The organism is Sulfuricurvum sp. (assembly GCF_028688295.1).
Classification (GTDB): Bacteria; Campylobacterota; Campylobacteria; order Campylobacterales; family Sulfurimonadaceae; genus Sulfuricurvum.
Genome location: NZ_JAQTYM010000055.1, coordinates 1 through 15,951 on the forward strand (window position 1 = coordinate 1; position 15,951 = coordinate 15,951).

Sequence of the window (15,951 nt, forward strand, 5' to 3'; positions counted from 1 at the left end):
AGCAGAACACGCCGTGATTCGTGAATGTCGCGATTGCCACATGAAACTCAAAGTGAATTTGGATTTGGGTAATGCCCCGAAAGGGCAGTCGGTGATGCCGACATTGCGAGATTTTTTAAAGCCTTAATTTTTTCTGCTTCAAATGAGGCAAGCGTTTGCCAGCACTTCGTTAGGCTTTTCGCTTTGCTACATGTGCCATAGCGGCTAGCGTAGCCAAGCGGGGCTTTGCTCCGCTGGCGTTCTATTATGCATACATCGGCTCAAACATTTTATCAAACCCGTCGATGATTTTTTGCATCAATTTTTGAGCCTCTTCGATCATTTTTTCGGTCGTTTTCGTCTCTTTTAGCGCGTTATCAAAGAGATCAACGACCCCTTTTTTCGCATGATTTTTGACATTTTCATCACTATTTTTGAGGTTTCCGATCAGTTTTGTCACATCTGAAGCGATCTTATTGATCGGTGAAGTTTGGTTTTGCTCTTCGAGCTCTTTCATAAACTTATCGATGTACGGCTGTGCCTCTTTCATAAAAACATTGATCTCTTTTTGATCTTGTTCGCTGATTCCGTTGCTATAAATAGTAAAAGAAAAAGCTTGCATCGACGAGAATGAGAATGCTTCTTCTTTGGAATTTGACGTTGTTTTGCTACTCATCGAGAGTGATTGTTCATTTTCAAAGTTTAAAGAGAGCGTATCTCCGCTACTGGTTTTCATTTGAATGCTTAGTTCATGTGAACGATAAGCATCATAAGATGTTGCAGTTGTCATAGTAATACCTCTATATAGGTTGAATCTTATTGAGTATATCGGCCATATTCCGGATAGATTAAATAAGCTTTTACGAAACTTAACCCTTCTTTAAGTAAGAATTGTCTATTATTGCGTGCTAAAAATTTCTAAAGGGAATGGCTTATGAAAAGAACATACCAACCGCATAATACGCCACGTAAACGTACCCACGGTTTCCGTGCACGTATGGCGACAAAAAATGGCCGTCGAGTATTAAACGCTCGTCGTGCTAAAGGTAGAAAACGATTGGCTGTCTAAATAGCTTTTCGATGCTAAAGCTCCATAGTGAGTTTCAGCGTGTTTATCAACGCGGGAAAAATGCGCACAGCACATCCATCGCGTTGTTTTATCTCCCCTTAAAGGGAGAAAAAAAAGTTGGATACACGGCCAGTAAAAAAGTTGGAAATGCAGTAGTGAGAAATCGTTGCAAAAGACGTCTTCGGGCCCTTTTTGATGAGTTCTCACCCAATGCGCAAGATGGATGGTACGTTTTTGTCGCCAAGAGAGGGTTATTTGACAACCCTTTCGATACAGTGCGACGCGACTGCAAATATGTTTTAAAACGGACGGGTGCCATGGCTGGAGTGAGTGATGATAAGAATCTTCTTTCTTAAGCTCCTGTGGCTTTATCGGCACTCTTTCTCTTTGGTGACACGCGGTGCGTGTCGTCACTACCCCTCATGCTCCGAATATGCTCTGTGGCAGTTTGAGCGAAACACTCTTCCTCGCGCATTTTATTCCACGTTTTTACGAATTTTGCGGTGCAATCAACTTTTTTCCGGCGGTATTGATTATCCGATTATCAACAAACCGATGTTAAAACCCTCCGAACTCTCCATAAATACGATAAAATACTGGTTTGTTCCACATCAACAGAATTATTTTCTGATTAAAAATTTTAAGTTTAAAGGGTCACAGTGTTAGAAAAGTTTACTCCCAATCAGCGACTTCTCGTTGCCGTCGCTTTATCTTTTGTCTTCTTTATAGGCTATACCACGCTATTTCCTCCTCAAGCACCAAACAGTGAAAATAATACGACTGAAGTAAGTTCAGAAAGTAATGGCGTTGCATCCGCTTCCACGGTAGCGCAATCAGAAAGCAATGCATCTAGTGTTTCAGATATCAAAACAGTAACTACCGATACGTTAACAACTATTACTGCGAAAGAGTTTACCCTTAAAATCGATACACTCGGACGTATATCGTCGGTCATTCTTAGTGACGCAAAACATAACGGTACTGATGGAAAACTCTCTGAACTGATTGCTGGCACTGGAGCTAAACCGCTTCAAATTCGTTTTGCAGATGAAGCGCTTAATGATGTTGCGGCAAAAACGGCTTACACAACCAATATGACGAATATTACCTTGGGTGAACAGGGGAAAGCAACCCTTGTTCTGAGTCAAAACCTTCCTGAATTAACGGTTACAAAAACGTTAACGTTTTACGCAGATGGACATTATGACGCAAAAGTTTCCCTCTCGAATGAGAAGCGTTATTCTCTTTATCTCGGACAACACCCTGAAATTATTGAACAAATGATGACGGTTGTGGGTGGGATGGTTTATTCTGGCGATAACCTCACCACAATTTTCGAAGACGGTGATGTTGAGGGGCGTTCAATATTTAGCGATGTTCATCTCGTTTCAGCTTTTGATCAATATTACGCAACGATTTTTTACGGGTTTGATAAAGCAACACAAGTTACTGTTGAGAGAGATGTCAATAATAATCCTGTCAGTTTTTTAGAGGGGACGACGAATTTCGGTTTCAATGGATATATCGGACCAAAAGAGTATAAAACACTTGAATCTATCAATCCTGTCTTGGTTAATGCAATTGAGTTTGGATGGTTTACATTTGTTGCTACCCCAATTTTTAAAGTGTTGATGTGGTTGCATGGCATTTTTGGAAATTGGGGTTGGGCCATTATCGGCTTAACCATTTTAATCCGTATTTTCCTTTACCCTTTGACCCACAAAGGGATGGTATCAATGCAGAAAATCAAAGATATCGCTCCGCGTATCAAAGAGGTTCAAGAGAAATACAAAGGTGATCCTGCACGTATGAATGCGGCAGTCATGGAGATGTATAAAAAACACGGTGCGAATCCATTGGGAGGGTGTTTACCGTTGATTTTACAAATTCCTGTTTTCTTTGCGATTTACCGTGTATTACTCAATGCCGTAGAACTACAGGGTGCACCGTGGATGGGTTGGATTACCGATCTATCGCGTATGGACCCGTATTTCATCCTTCCTATTTTGATGGGTGCGACGATGTATTACCAACAAAAGATTACACCGAGTAACTTTACCGATCCGTTACAGGAAAAAATCTTTAAATTTTTGCCGGTTATCTTTACGTTCTTCTTCTTCACTTTCCCCGCAGGGCTTGTGTTGTACTGGTTCGTCAATAATTTGTTCTCAATCGCGCAACAGTATTTGGTAAATAAACAATTTGAAGCTGCACGTGCGGCTCGTCATGAATCCCATCTTGCGGAAAAGCATCATGAAAAAGATTGAAGCACCTACTCTAGAGCAAGCGTACGCTGAAGCGGCTGCTGCGTTTGGCTGTTCGGTTACCGCCCTTCAAGTTGAGATTGTCCAGTTCCCCTCCAACGGGGTATTGGGTCTTTTTAAAAAATCAGCCATTATTATCGCTAATCTTCCTCATAGCGCTGCCGTGAAAGAGGATGAAGAAGTTTTTGAAACGCAAGAAGAGATATTTGCGGATGAACCTTCATCAATTGAGCCGGAAGAGTTGGTTTTAGGAGATGAGTTTTATGAGCAAGCTGATGATTTCGAAGAACCCTCAGAGATAGAGGGTGATTATTACGAAATCTCTGCCCAAGAGTGTGCTGATGAAGTGAAAGAGCAGATTAACATCCTCTTTAAAGATATCTGTTTTGATATCAATGCTGTCGATGTCAGTGTCTATGATGAAAACACCCTCCTTGTCGAGTTCACCGGTGCCGATGCAGCATTGATGATCGGGAAAGAGGGATATCGGTATAAAGCACTCTCGTATATGCTTTTCAACTGGATCAATGCGGTGTATGGAATGCAATTGCGTCTTGAGATCGCTGAATTTTTGAAAAATCAAGAAGAGTCGATTTCCCGTTACCTTATTAATATTTGTGAAATAATTGATCAAGAAGGACGTGCACAAACCAAGGTCTTGGATGGTGTATTGGTGCAAATCGCCCTTAAACAACTTCGTGATCGTTATCCTGATCGCTATGTGGCGATCCGTTCTACCCGTGATGGTGGTAAATTTATCATCATTAACAGTTACCACGAATATTAATGTCTGATACCATCGCTGCTATCGCCACGGCGAATGGCATTGGCTCTATCTCTATCCTCCGCCTCAGCGGAGGACGCTCTTACGAAATCGCATTAAAACTCACCCAAAAAAGTCAGCTTCAACCTCGCTATGCAACCCTTAGCTCATTACATTATAACGACGGTACTTTGATCGATGAAGCGATCGTGATCTATTTCCAAGCACCGCGCAGTTTTACGGGGGAAGAGGTCGTAGAATTCCAGTGTCATGGTGGGTATGTCGTTGCCGAGTCACTGCTTCGAGCGGTATTGTCTGAGGGGGCACGTTTAGCTGAGCCGGGTGAGTTTAGCAAACGAGCCTTTTTAAACGGACGGCTCGATCTCACCCAAGCCGAAGCGACTGCCGCACTCATCGAAGCCAAAAGCGACGATGCCGCACGGATACTGGCGCGTCAGATGAAGGGGGAGTTACGCGGATACATCGAGGGGATTCGCGATGCTCTCCTCGAAATCTTGGCGTATTCTGAAGTGGTGATCGATTATGCCGAAGAGGATTTGCCTCAAGATGTCGTAGATCAGATTGAAGTCAAACTCGCGAACATCAAACATACTCTTTCACGTACCCTAGAATCAAGCCGAAGACGTAGCGGGCTCATGCAAGGGTTTCGAGTTGCTATCATCGGTAAACCCAATGTCGGGAAAAGTTCTCTTCTTAACGCGCTCCTCGATTACGAACGTGCTATCGTCAGTGATATCGCAGGGACGACTCGTGACACGATCGAAGAGCAGGTGCGTATCGGTACCCATTTGATCCGTCTGGTTGATACGGCAGGGATACGGAACGCTCACGATGAGATTGAGCGGATTGGAATAGAGCGCTCTATCGCGGCTATCGAAAATGCTGATGTGGTTATTGCCCTCTTTGACTCTTCACGTGAGATCGACGATGAAGATCGTGCCATTATCGATCTTATCGAGCGGTACCGTGACGAAAAGCCGTTTGTGTCGATCTTGAACAAATCGGATTTACCGAAAGTTTTTGATCCAACGTTGATAGAGCACTACCATCCGATACAGTTGAGTTGTAAACAAGATACGCAAGTGTTAGTTGATACGTTAGGTGGATTGATGGATCATGAGAATGATGGCGAGGAGATGATGCTCATTTCACAACGTCAAATCAGTGCCACCGAAAACGCCGTCCGCTCCATTGATGAAGCGTATGAACCACTTCGTGATGGTGAATTGGAGTTTTTTTCGTTTCATATCAATGCGGCCATTCGCTCTATCTCTTCAATTAGCCGACCGTATGAACTCGATGAGATGTTTGACAAAATGTTCGGACAGTTTTGTCTGGGGAAATGATGGGAACGATTATCGCGATTGATCTAGGGTTAAAACGGATAGGATTGGCACTAAGTGCAGGATCGGGAATCGTGACCCCGCTTCCTGCTATTGAGCGGAAAAATCGTAATCAAGCCGCCAACGATGTTAAAAAAGTTTTGGATGAATACGAGGCGACGACAGTCGTGGTCGGTATCCCGATGGGAAGCACGACGGAGGATGAAATGCGCCGCAGAGTGGCACACTTTATGAATCTCGTCGAATTTAGCGGTGAGATCGCCTATCAAGACGAATCCCACAGTTCTCAAGAAGCCGAAGCACTGATGAAGGGTGAAATCCGTTACAAGCGTGATGGACGGATTGATTCGCTTTCGGCGAAGATTATTTTAGAGCGCTTTTTACATCAGCTAAAAAAGTAATTTTTCGCTTCCTCTTCATCATCACTAAGGGTTGCATAATCGGGATCATTGGCCAACTTTTCTTTAATACTGGAAACACAAAAATCATAGGCAACTTTACGTGTTTGTTCCATATCAACAACAAACCCTAATCCGCTAAATTGATATGGCTCTTCTTGTTCAATACAAATAATCGTCCCATCACAGTGATTTTCAAACTGCTCAACGATTTCGCGGTAGGTGATATTAAACTCAGTCGCATGCCAGCCGATCTGCTCTAACTCTTTATCGGCAAATTTGTCGATTCCATCAGCAGTAGTGTCGTCGTAGAGGGCACGAAGTCGGTTATAGCCGATGATATTTTGCCATGCCGGTGATGCCTTGATTAAAATACGATCATCATCTTCTACGATCCGGTAATCTTTTCCCAACATTTCGGTAAGGGGGCGTTGCAGGTTGGGAGATAGTAGTGATGGAGGAGGAATAGTCCCTTCAAAGATTGCTATCATCATCGAGCTAAAGGGTTCAAATTCGATTTTCCCTTCATGGGTAATGGCAAACTTTTTGTTCGCATTGAGCGCATTCATAAAATCATTGCGCGGTACAACGATAATCTCTTTAAAAAGGTTGAATTTTTTCATAAATGTACTCCATTTTTTGGATGAATTGTAGCACGGGATCGTTGTGGCATCCTTAGTGAAGTATTTAGCAAACATACATAAGGGTGCACTAAACTATTTTTATGCAAAAGTGGGGTATAATCCGCTAAATTTTAAGCCTATGAGCTTACTCTAAGGATACCTGTATGGCATTGAACGTCTACTACGATAAAGATTGTAATATCGAATTAATCAAAAGCAAAAAAGTGGCAATGATCGGTTTCGGATCACAAGGTCACGCACACGCGGAAAATCTTCGTGATAGCGGTGTTGAAGTTGTTGTCGGTCTTCGCAAAGACGGTAGCTCATGGGGCAAAGCAGAAGCTAAAGGGTTCAAAGTAATGACAGTAGCAGAAGCTTCTGCATACGCTGATGTAGTTATGATCCTTCTTCCTGATGAAAACCAAGCAGAAATCTACAAAAACGAAATCGCTCCAAACCTCAAATCAGGTGCTACTATCGCATTCGGTCACGGTTTCAGCATTCACTACGGTCGTATCAAACCAGCTGCTGATATCAATGTTACTATGATCGCACCTAAAGCACCGGGTCATACCGTACGTTCTGAGTTCGTACGTGGCGGCGGGATTCCTGATTTGATCGCAGTTGGACAAAATCCAAGCGGCACAACCAAAGAATTGGCACTTTCTTATGCTTCTGCTATCGGTGGCGGACGTACAGCAATCATCGAAACGACGTTTAAAGATGAAACAGAAACAGACCTTTTCGGAGAACAAGCGGTTCTTTGCGGTGGTGCTGTTTCTCTCGTTCAAGCGGGATTCGAAACATTGACAGAAGCAGGTTACGCACCTGAGTTGGCGTACTTCGAGTGTCTTCATGAATTGAAACTTATCGTTGACTTGATGTTCGAGGGCGGAATCGCAGATATGCGTTATTCTATCTCTAACACAGCAGAATACGGTGACTACGTAAGTGGTAAACGTGTTATCAACGAGCAATCAAAAGCAGCAATGAAAGAGATCCTCAAAGAGATCCAAGATGGCCGTTTCGCTAAAGATTTCATCCTTGAAGGTCAAGCAGGTTATCCTCGTATGAACGCTGAGCGTACAAATGCTCGTGCGTCATTGATTGAGCGTACAGGTGTAAGTCTTCGTGCAATGATGCCGTGGATTTCTAAAAATAAAATCGTTAACCAAAGCACAAACTAATTCTTCATTTCAGAGCATTTGCTCTGAACGCACTCCATCATAAGAGGCTTTATCATTGTATGAGTAAACGACCTCGACCTAATCATATCTTTTCATTGCAACGCCTCGGATGGGGAATTGTCGGACTCCTTCTTTTTCTAATCGCATTATTAATCGGTTACGTTGTCGGATTTTCTCAAGCAGAAGAAGAACTTGCCCAAGAGCGGATACAAACACAGCAATTGGTTGAGCAAATCAAAGATATTGCAAGGATTGATGAAAGTTATATACCGACACCAAAGCCTAAAGAAAACACGCAAGACATTGAAATCCGTCGTCTTAAAAAAGAACTTCAAGAGCTTTTAGATAAAGAACAATCCGATTCACAGAAGATATTGATGAAGCGTGAGCCAGTTAAACCACACCATGAATATGCCCCTAAAGATAAACAAGCATTACCGCCACCTCCTCAAAAACGTCCGATTGTGACAGATCCTAAGGGTGCGAAATTAGTGATTATTATCGATGATGTTTCTTATGCACATGATGTAAAAGCGATACAGTCGACGGGTCTTCCATTGGTTATGTCGTTTCTCCCTCCAAGCACGCGTCACCCAGAATCGGCACGATTAGCACAAGGGAAAGCTCATTTTATGGTTCATTTACCTTTGGAAGCTATTGATTTTAACGATGAAGAGTCAGTAACACTTCGTATCGATGATTCAGAAGATAAAATCGCTCAACGTATTTCTACTCTAAAGCAGCTTTATCCGAATGTCCGTTATATGAATAATCATACAGGCTCTAAATTTACAGCAAATGCTGATGCCATGGAAAAACTGATACGCGTTATGAAAAAAGAGGGATTGATTTTTGTTGACAGTCGAACAAACGGACAAACAAAAGTTCCTGAAGTATCTAAGAAATTAGGGTTACGTTACTATGGACGTGATGTTTTTTTAGACCATCATGATGGTGTAGCGAACGTTAAAAAGCAAATAAAAGAGGCAGTTGAAAAAGCAAAACGCCATGGAACCGCGATCGCGATCGGTCACCCTAGAGCAGATACGATCAAAGCCCTTAGAGAATCAAAAGAGATACTTCGGGAAGTAGAACTGGTAGGAATAGAACAAATCTGACAATCTGACATATTTTTAAACCATTCGTTTTTCTTCGCTAAGATGGCTCATTATAATTAAAGAGCAACTTACATGAATGGAACGATTGACTTTATTATCCCTGAACTCTCTAGTATGAAACACTATCCTGAAAAACTCTATTACAAAGGAAATTTAGGGGTATTATCACGTCCTAAAATCTCTATTGTCGGAACACGCAGACCAAATCCCTACACGCGCGCTATAACGTATGAACTCTCTAAAAATGTCATTTCCAACAAAAAACGAGAATGTACATTAATTAGTGATAATAATGAGGTCAGCCTTGGCTGATCTTCTTCATCATAAACTTGCCTTTTTTGATGATTACCCAAATGACCCTTTTGAATTTATTGCACTTGCAGACATTAATATACTGGAATCTCCACATTACTACAAAGGAATTTTCAGAAATATAAAAACAGATGAATATACTCGTGTAGAGATCATACCTGAGTTGGTACGGTATCGTTATAAAGTAGGCCATATTTACATCAATGGGGAAATGACAGGTATTAATCCAAGTGTTATGTATGACGTTTTTAACGTCAATAAAGAATCACATGGAGTTTTGGTGCAGTTATCTAGTGTTATAACTGATAAAGACGTACAATTGATTTCTGATAGTCGATTCAATCATTTTTTCATGAAGCAATATGCGCATGTTGAAGTTCAGGAAGACTGTACTTTGATTATTCCAAGTTATACTATTGCCAATCGCTTTTATTTTCTTTCTGGTTCTATGAAAGAAGCGTTGATGAAGGGAACTTTAGATGATCTATATTATAAAGGATCATTCACACACGAAGAGCTACCAAGTGGAAAGATACGAGTCTATCTGCATGTCAAGAAAAAAGCTGGAAGAAAAAACTTACCATATTTAGTTAGATTTATTGGCAATAGTTTTGCAAAAAGTCGATTCAAATATATACGGGCATCTGCGCATAGTAAACTGCCTTATCAGCAAATTAAAGCTCAATTTCCTATTGAGAAGTCATTTGATATTTACACATCATACATATGTATTGGTGACGATGAACGAGGAAAGCCTAAATATCTTGTTTTAAATATTCATTCTGACAATACAACATTCGGATTTCAAGAAATTATATATAAACAGTACAGTTCGAAAGTAAAATTGCCATCAGCTGTCGCGCAGCAGATGGATTTGCCAGCATCTTCACTAAGAACTATTAAGAGGAAAAATACCAAACGTTCCAACAAACTATATACAGGTATTCCATCAAACCAATATGCGTTATACATGTTGTATACCAACACATCATATGAATATTTTTCTGGTCCGGATATTAAAACTCAAGAGATAACTATTTACAAAGCGGATGATGTAAATGTTTTGTATGAACATGTAGATAAAATAATAGGTACAAGTTTTGAACCGGAAGCATCTTCAGGAGATGATAATTTAGGCAGAGGAATAGTAGTCAATGATAATGACAAAAAACGGAAAAAAGATTTATTTCGGTTGACAAGTTTTTATCAATTTTATGAGGCACTTCTGGGGTATCCTGGGATCGTTGGATTAGAGCTTGAAGGACCAATCGAGATCAAAAAAGTCAGCAATAAATCTCATGCTTCTATAAAACGTTTGTCGGTCTTATTCGGGGATAAAGATAAAGCTCGGCATTTTCTATTTGGAGAACTTAGCTACAGTGGGAAGAGCGTGTACTTGGTGGAGATCGAGCATGATTTTAGCTGGGGACCTTCGACATGGCTTTTTATCTCGCATGATTCTAGTAAGGAATACACTGTCGAGACAATGCAGGAATTAATTGGATCTTATATTCAAAATGAATCTACAGAAGAGGAATTCAAAAAATATGCTTTGAATAATTATGGTTTGCTCTTTACACGCAAGGAGCACAAAATAAAGGACATAGATGAAGAAGCCATTGATGGATGGTGCGATAAAGTGACTGGTAAAATACAATATTTAGAAAAAAAGGACTAATTGTATGACACTTATTAAATTTGAATTTACACCATATAGAGAATATGAAATTGGTTCTAGAACAACTTTTAAAATGGATGCTGAACTGCAAAACCTGTTAAAACAAAAACAAGAAGAAAACGCTGTTTTAAGATGTATGTGTCATGAAATAGAAGGAAAAGGCTATCCAATCATTGATGTTGCAAGATTACCTAGTGACAATGATTTTAGAACGATTAGAAGAAATCCGAATTATTATCATGACGAAAATTGCATGTTTTATATTGATATGAATGGTTTATATGCTGAAAAAACTGATAAGTATAGTTCTATAATATTTGAAGAAGTCATAGTTACTTCCACTTCAACTCAAGCAATTCAAACAACTGCAATAGATGAAGAAAAAAGAAAACGGTTTACTTTTAGACATTTTTGTTTTGATGCTTTGGTAGAGGCATCATTATGGGCTTTCAATTCATGGAATTTAGAGAAGCAAGTAGAAAATATAAGTGCTTTTCCTAAAAGTCATTTTTTGTCAAAATTAAGAGATACTGTATTAAATAAAAGTATGAAAAATAAGTTAAGGGCACGAGATTCAATGCCGAAGTATCATTTTTTATCTATAGGAATTATCGAAGAAACCCTAAACTTAAATACAGCTTTAGTTAAATTGCAAGAATGGAATGGGCAAAATTTTAATTTGGTTAATACCGTTATCGATGAAACTCGCATGAGAGCAACTGTAAAATTAGTGACTAATCAGGGTAATGTAAGAACCGGACCATATGTATATATTGCAGTTTATAAAAATGAAAAAATAGGAGAGGATAAATTCCAAAAAATAATTGTACGGCTTTATGTGTATTCAGTGTTTTATGAAGAAGAAAAGTTTTGCTTTGTTGAAAGTGACAAAGAAAGACAATATGCCAAAAAACTTTTGAACGCAAATATTGGTTTTTACAAACCAATTTCGGATGAATTTCGAAGATTATCAAAGTCTTTACCTGCCAGAGAATTTTTGAAAGAATGTAGTTTTCGCCCAGATTTCTTGGAAATACGAGATAAAAAAATACATGTAGTAGAAGTTTGTGGATATCCAAATAATGCAGATTATATGGCTACATTGGGGCGTAAAGAATTGTTTTATCGATTTTTGGAAAATAAATCGATCGGTATGATTAAATACCGAAAGGTATAATGTTTTTTCTTGCGTAGCTATTGATCATTGGAGAAGCATTGATTGTTTGCCACGAAATTTTTAACACTCTCAAACAATGTATATGTCTCAATATTTGTAAAAAACCATAGATAAATGGATTCTATCAAAGATAATTTGATTCATATTATTGATGAATACTAGATTGCTAATTAGTTATATAATTGCGGCATGAAACCAATAGTTGTATCCATCCTCTCCGATCTGCACTTTGATTCGCATTTCCCATCATCGGGTGTCACTGAGGCGATGGTACGCAAACTCTTCGATCCGATTTTTACTCCGGATGGCATGGAACCGGCCGATATTTTGATCATCGCCGGAGATCTCGGGCACGATAACGATCAGAGCATTACAATTGTCAAACTGCTGCGTGAGATCTACTTCAAACATATCATCTGCGTTCTTGGCAATCATGACTATTACATGATCAATCAGAACATCTCTGCTCGTTATGAGCATGACTCTTTTAAACGAGTAGATGAAATGCGTAACCTGCTTAATTCTATCGATGGCATTTATTGCCTGGATGGAAATATCGTCGAAATCGAAGGTATCCGTTTTGGAGGATGTGATTCATGGTATGACGGAGCATACAGTATGTGGCTCTATGATCCCAAACGAACCAAAGGAGATTGGATCGGTAGCTTTTGGCGTATGAGTATGAACGATGCAGCATATATCAAAGGAATTAAGCGTTTCGATGAGATATGGGACATCGAAAAGCCAAAGATCGAATCGATATATCAACAATGCGACGTAATGATCACCCATGTCATGCCCTCGATCGATCCGAATTATATCGACAAACATTACCGGAACGATAAAGGTACCGGATTCTTTTGCTTCGACGGCGAGGAATACCTCAAGCACACCATCGCCCATACCTGGATTTACGGTCATAGTCACGCGAATCAGGATGTCGAAGTTCACGGAGTGAGAATGATCGCTCATCAGCTTGGGTATCGAGACGAAGCTTCCAAGCGCTCACTTAGCGATAAACGTCTTGAACTTTATCCTTCATGACATTTTGACCATGAATTATCCTTCCATTACCCAGCGCGTTATAATTACACCATGAAACCTTTATCTGTATCCATTCTTTCCGATGTGCACTTTGATTCCTATTTCCCATCATATGGGGTTACCGAAACAATGGTGCGTAAACTCTTCGATCCAATCTTTGCTCCAGATGGAATGAAACCGGCCGATGTGTTAATCATAGCCGGTGATCTTGGACATTACAATGGACAGAGTTATACGATCATCAAGATGCTACATGAGATCTATTTTAAACACATTATCTGTGTCCTGGGCAACCACGACTATTATCTTATCAATCGCATCCAGATGGATGATTACGATCTCAATTCATTCAAACGAGTTCAGGAGATGCGTGATCTTCTAAATTCTATTAATGGGGTTCATTGTTTGGATGGCAACATCGTTGAGATTGAAGGTATTCGCTTTGGTGGATGCGACTCTTGGTATGACGGTCAGTATGTATTGCATAATCTTAACCCGCACTATGAACACTGCATGGATTATGTTCGAAATCTCTGGAAATATACTATGAATGATGCTCATAACATGCCAAATATTAAACGTTTCGATGAACTTTGGGAGATCGAGGAACCAAAAATAGAAGCGGTCTATCAGCAATGCGATGTGATGATCACCCACGTTATGCCTTCCATCAATCCCGAGTATGTGGACAAAATGTATCGCAGCGATAAAGTGACAGGCTTTTTCTGTTTCGACGGCGAGAAGTATCTTAAAAAGACCACCGCCCATACTTGGATATATGGCCATAGTCATATGAATCAGGATATTGAAGTCCATGGAGTACGGATGCTCGCCAATCAACTGGGATACCGTAATGAGGCGATCAAAAATGGTCTGCAGGACAAACGGCTTGAGATTTACCCGAATATCGGCAAATCGGGTTTAAGCAATGCGTAAGTTACATCTTGAAGATATTCTTAGAAACTATCCAATGGATAGTAAGGACTTCCAATGACGTTTGCGATTCTCGGCGATACCCATTTCGACTTTCATTTGAGCTCAAATTCACCTGTCAATGAACGTTTGTTTGATATGAGGTTTAGACCCCTCCTTGAAGCGAGCCCCGCAGACGTTCTCCTGCTTCCCGGTGATATCGGCCATTACAATGCGCAGAACCTTGAATGCCTCAAACACCTGAGACGCTACTACGATCGCGTTGTGGTAACCTTTGGCAATCACGACTACTATCTGATAAGCAAATCGATCGTGTCCCGATATAAATACAATGGAGGCAGTGCCGGTGCGAGCCGTGCACGGGTGGAAGAGATGAAAGCCATGATCGATGCCGAAGAAGGGATCAACTACGTTGACGGTACCGTCGTTGAAATAAACGGTATCCGTATCGGCGGAGCAAGCGGGTGGTATGACGGCAGTCTCCTGATGAATGACGGGCAAAAAAGTTACGCGGATGTACAGTCAATTTGGAGATGGAAAATGAACGATGCGAATATGATTCATCCAACCGGCACCAACGGTGCAAAGTTTGATGATCTATTCCGTGAACAGAAGCATCGTCTTGACACCGTCTATAAAGAGTGTGACATTATGATGACCCACGTATCACCCCTATCGGAGTGGGAACAGTTCAAGATCATGTACAACTATCAGCCCGCACTTGATCAAATCGATCCCAAATACAGTGCCAATCATGAAGCGATGAAAGAATATCGCGCATTCTATTGCTTCGATGGGAGAGAGTATTTGGAGAATGGCTCCATGAAGCATTGGGTATTTGGACATACACATCAGCGCTTTCATCGTGCCTATACACGTCAAGACGGTAAAACAGTTGATATCCATTGTAACTCTATCGGACAACTGGTAAGCAGGAATAGTTTCGGATTGAAAGTGATCGAGCTATGACAATCAATAAAGACATCTTCATTATCGCCGATACCCACTTCGCTCATGCGAATGTCTTGGAGTATGAGCCGGATCGAAAAATCGTTCTCGGTAATCAACCTGATGAGCGGATGGTAGAGCTCTGGAATCAAACCGTCGGCAAAGACGATATCGTTTTGCATCTTGGTGATTTCGCCTTCAAGAGCGAAGCGGTTCGTATCTGGGCACAAAAGCTCAACGGTATAAAATATCTCCTTCGGGGCAATCATGATAAGAGTGCACAGACCTATCTTGATAACGGATTTTCGGGTGTAATCGACTTTCCGGCCAAAGGAGAGCCGGCTTATCATATCGCCGATGTAGATGGAGTCCGCATTCTATTCAGCCACTACCCAATCGTAAGTGACGGATTCGACAATACCCATTGGCGCTATTTGGCCAAAGTGTTTGATCAAGAGCACTGTGATATCAATATTCACGGTCATATTCATTCGATACAGATCAATGAAAAGTTCTGCATCAATGCAAGTGTTGAAGCGATCGGATATACTCCGATGAAACTATCTGAACTTCTAAACAAGCATGATTCTTTTATTCATACAGTTGGTCTAAAAGACAAGAACTGCCATTAGCGATTCAAGGCCAGATGTGACCCTATTGCGCGATAGCTATCACATACGCGATTGTTCGCTTTAGCCTTATTGCCCATCCATATTCGTTCTTACTATTAATTTCCATTTTATGCTTCCATTGCCAGTGGGGTGTTGATGATGATTTTGGGGAGGAAACTTGTCTCCTTTATTGGATGTAATTTCTCGTTTACACCCAGTACATATATAGATACCTGAAACTGGAACTTCATCAGCGGGGCTATAAGTTTTTTTCCACCAATCCTTATTCCCATCCGATGTTTGTAAAATACTTTTGTCAATATACCATGCCATCTTTTTATCCTTTGCTGAATTATTTACGAACAATTATAGATCTTCAAAACGAATTATGCAAATCGTATCAGACATTCAACCTAATTTTACAAAAATCCATTCTTTTCAAGCTACAAAATGGGCTCTTTGCTGACTAAAAGGTTATAGCCT

At 40.6% G+C, this 15,951-nt stretch carries 19 protein-coding genes; 16 read left to right on the forward strand and 3 right to left on the reverse strand.

Annotated features, from left to right (window positions below; all coding sequences use genetic code 11):
- Positions 1–244 precede the first annotated feature (244 nt).
- A complete protein-coding gene (locus tag PHR02_RS10205; RefSeq protein WP_299991800.1) occupies positions 245–769 on the reverse strand; it encodes a hypothetical protein in 525 nt (174 codons plus the stop codon).
- Positions 770–913: 144 nt separating this feature from the next.
- On the opposite strand from PHR02_RS10205, the gene rpmH reads away from it, so the two are divergent.
- The 7 genes from rpmH to ruvX are packed head-to-tail and all read left to right on the forward strand — an operon-like array spanning position 914 to position 5,840.
- Entirely contained in the window at positions 914–1,048 is a 135-nt protein-coding gene (rpmH, locus tag PHR02_RS10210; RefSeq protein WP_013459438.1) for a 50S ribosomal protein L34, read from the forward strand.
- An 11-nt stretch (positions 1,049–1,059) separates the two neighbouring features.
- Positions 1,060–1,404, forward strand: coding sequence for a ribonuclease P protein component (rnpA, locus tag PHR02_RS10215; protein ID WP_299991802.1), 345 nt, complete (start codon positions 1,060–1,062; stop codon positions 1,402–1,404).
- Positions 1,382–1,714 carry a membrane protein insertion efficiency factor YidD gene (gene yidD / locus PHR02_RS10220; RefSeq protein WP_299991804.1) on the forward strand — a complete coding sequence of 111 codons (333 nt, stop codon included), beginning with the start codon at positions 1,382–1,384 and terminating at the stop codon, positions 1,712–1,714. Before rnpA ends, yidD begins: the two co-directional genes overlap by 23 nt.
- Positions 1,708–3,315, forward strand: coding sequence for a membrane protein insertase YidC (gene yidC, locus PHR02_RS10225; RefSeq protein WP_299991807.1), 1,608 nt, complete (start codon positions 1,708–1,710; stop codon positions 3,313–3,315). The genes yidD and yidC overlap by 7 nt, the downstream gene beginning before the upstream one ends.
- Positions 3,302–4,099 carry a Jag N-terminal domain-containing protein gene (locus tag PHR02_RS10230; RefSeq protein WP_299991809.1) on the forward strand — a complete coding sequence of 266 codons (798 nt, stop codon included), beginning with the start codon at positions 3,302–3,304 and terminating at the stop codon, positions 4,097–4,099. The genes yidC and PHR02_RS10230 overlap by 14 nt, the downstream gene beginning before the upstream one ends.
- Positions 4,093–5,442 carry a tRNA uridine-5-carboxymethylaminomethyl(34) synthesis GTPase MnmE gene (gene mnmE, locus PHR02_RS10235; RefSeq protein WP_299991845.1) on the forward strand — a complete coding sequence of 450 codons (1,350 nt, stop codon included), beginning with the start codon at positions 4,093–4,095 and terminating at the stop codon, positions 5,440–5,442. Before PHR02_RS10230 ends, mnmE begins: the two co-directional genes overlap by 7 nt.
- Positions 5,442–5,840 (forward strand): Holliday junction resolvase RuvX, encoded by a 399-nt coding sequence (ruvX, locus tag PHR02_RS10240; RefSeq protein ID WP_299991811.1) that lies wholly within the window; start codon positions 5,442–5,444, stop codon positions 5,838–5,840. Before mnmE ends, ruvX begins: the two co-directional genes overlap by 1 nt.
- On the opposite strand, the gene PHR02_RS10245 is transcribed toward ruvX, so the two are convergent.
- Complete coding sequence (locus tag PHR02_RS10245) at positions 5,825–6,460, reverse strand: hypothetical protein (protein ID WP_299991814.1); 636 nt, start codon at positions 6,458–6,460, stop codon at positions 5,825–5,827. The two genes, ruvX and PHR02_RS10245, sit on opposite strands and share 16 nt — an antisense overlap.
- A 164-nt stretch (positions 6,461–6,624) precedes the next feature.
- On the opposite strand from PHR02_RS10245, the gene ilvC reads away from it, so the two are divergent.
- The 9 genes from ilvC (at position 6,625) to PHR02_RS10290 (ending at position 15,489) form a co-directional block, all read left to right on the forward strand.
- Positions 6,625–7,647, forward strand: a complete 1,023-nt coding sequence (gene ilvC, locus PHR02_RS10250) for a ketol-acid reductoisomerase (RefSeq protein ID WP_299991816.1) — start codon at positions 6,625–6,627, stop codon at positions 7,645–7,647.
- A 59-nt stretch (positions 7,648–7,706) separates the two neighbouring features.
- Complete coding sequence (locus PHR02_RS10255) at positions 7,707–8,765, forward strand: divergent polysaccharide deacetylase family protein (protein ID WP_299991819.1); 1,059 nt, start codon at positions 7,707–7,709, stop codon at positions 8,763–8,765.
- Between the two features lie 72 nt (positions 8,766–8,837).
- Entirely contained in the window at positions 8,838–9,077 is a 240-nt protein-coding gene (locus tag PHR02_RS10260) for a DNA-processing protein DprA (protein ID WP_299991821.1), read from the forward strand.
- A complete protein-coding gene (locus PHR02_RS10265; RefSeq protein WP_299991824.1) occupies positions 9,070–10,755 on the forward strand; it encodes a hypothetical protein in 1,686 nt (561 codons plus the stop codon). Before PHR02_RS10260 ends, PHR02_RS10265 begins: the two co-directional genes overlap by 8 nt.
- Before the next feature lie 4 nt (positions 10,756–10,759).
- Positions 10,760–11,932, forward strand: a complete 1,173-nt coding sequence (locus PHR02_RS10270; protein WP_299991827.1) for a hypothetical protein — start codon at positions 10,760–10,762, stop codon at positions 11,930–11,932.
- Between the two features lie 189 nt (positions 11,933–12,121).
- The gene (locus PHR02_RS10275; protein WP_299991830.1) at positions 12,122–12,976 is read left to right on the forward strand and encodes a metallophosphoesterase; all 855 of its coding nucleotides are present in this window, start codon (positions 12,122–12,124) and stop codon (positions 12,974–12,976) included.
- A gap of 51 nt (positions 12,977–13,027) precedes the next feature.
- Positions 13,028–13,912 carry a metallophosphoesterase gene (locus PHR02_RS10280; RefSeq protein WP_299991833.1) on the forward strand — a complete coding sequence of 295 codons (885 nt, stop codon included), beginning with the start codon at positions 13,028–13,030 and terminating at the stop codon, positions 13,910–13,912.
- Between the two features lie 54 nt (positions 13,913–13,966).
- On the forward strand, positions 13,967–14,878 hold the full coding sequence (locus PHR02_RS10285; protein WP_299991836.1) for a metallophosphoesterase: 912 nt from the start codon (positions 13,967–13,969) through the stop codon (positions 14,876–14,878).
- A complete protein-coding gene (locus PHR02_RS10290; protein ID WP_299991838.1) occupies positions 14,875–15,489 on the forward strand; it encodes a metallophosphoesterase in 615 nt (204 codons plus the stop codon). The genes PHR02_RS10285 and PHR02_RS10290 overlap by 4 nt, the downstream gene beginning before the upstream one ends.
- A gap of 66 nt (positions 15,490–15,555) precedes the next feature.
- Here the strand turns inward: PHR02_RS10290 and PHR02_RS10295 are convergent, their stop codons facing one another.
- Positions 15,556–15,801, reverse strand: a complete 246-nt coding sequence (locus PHR02_RS10295) for a hypothetical protein (RefSeq protein ID WP_299991842.1) — start codon at positions 15,799–15,801, stop codon at positions 15,556–15,558.
- Positions 15,802–15,951 lie beyond the last annotated feature (150 nt).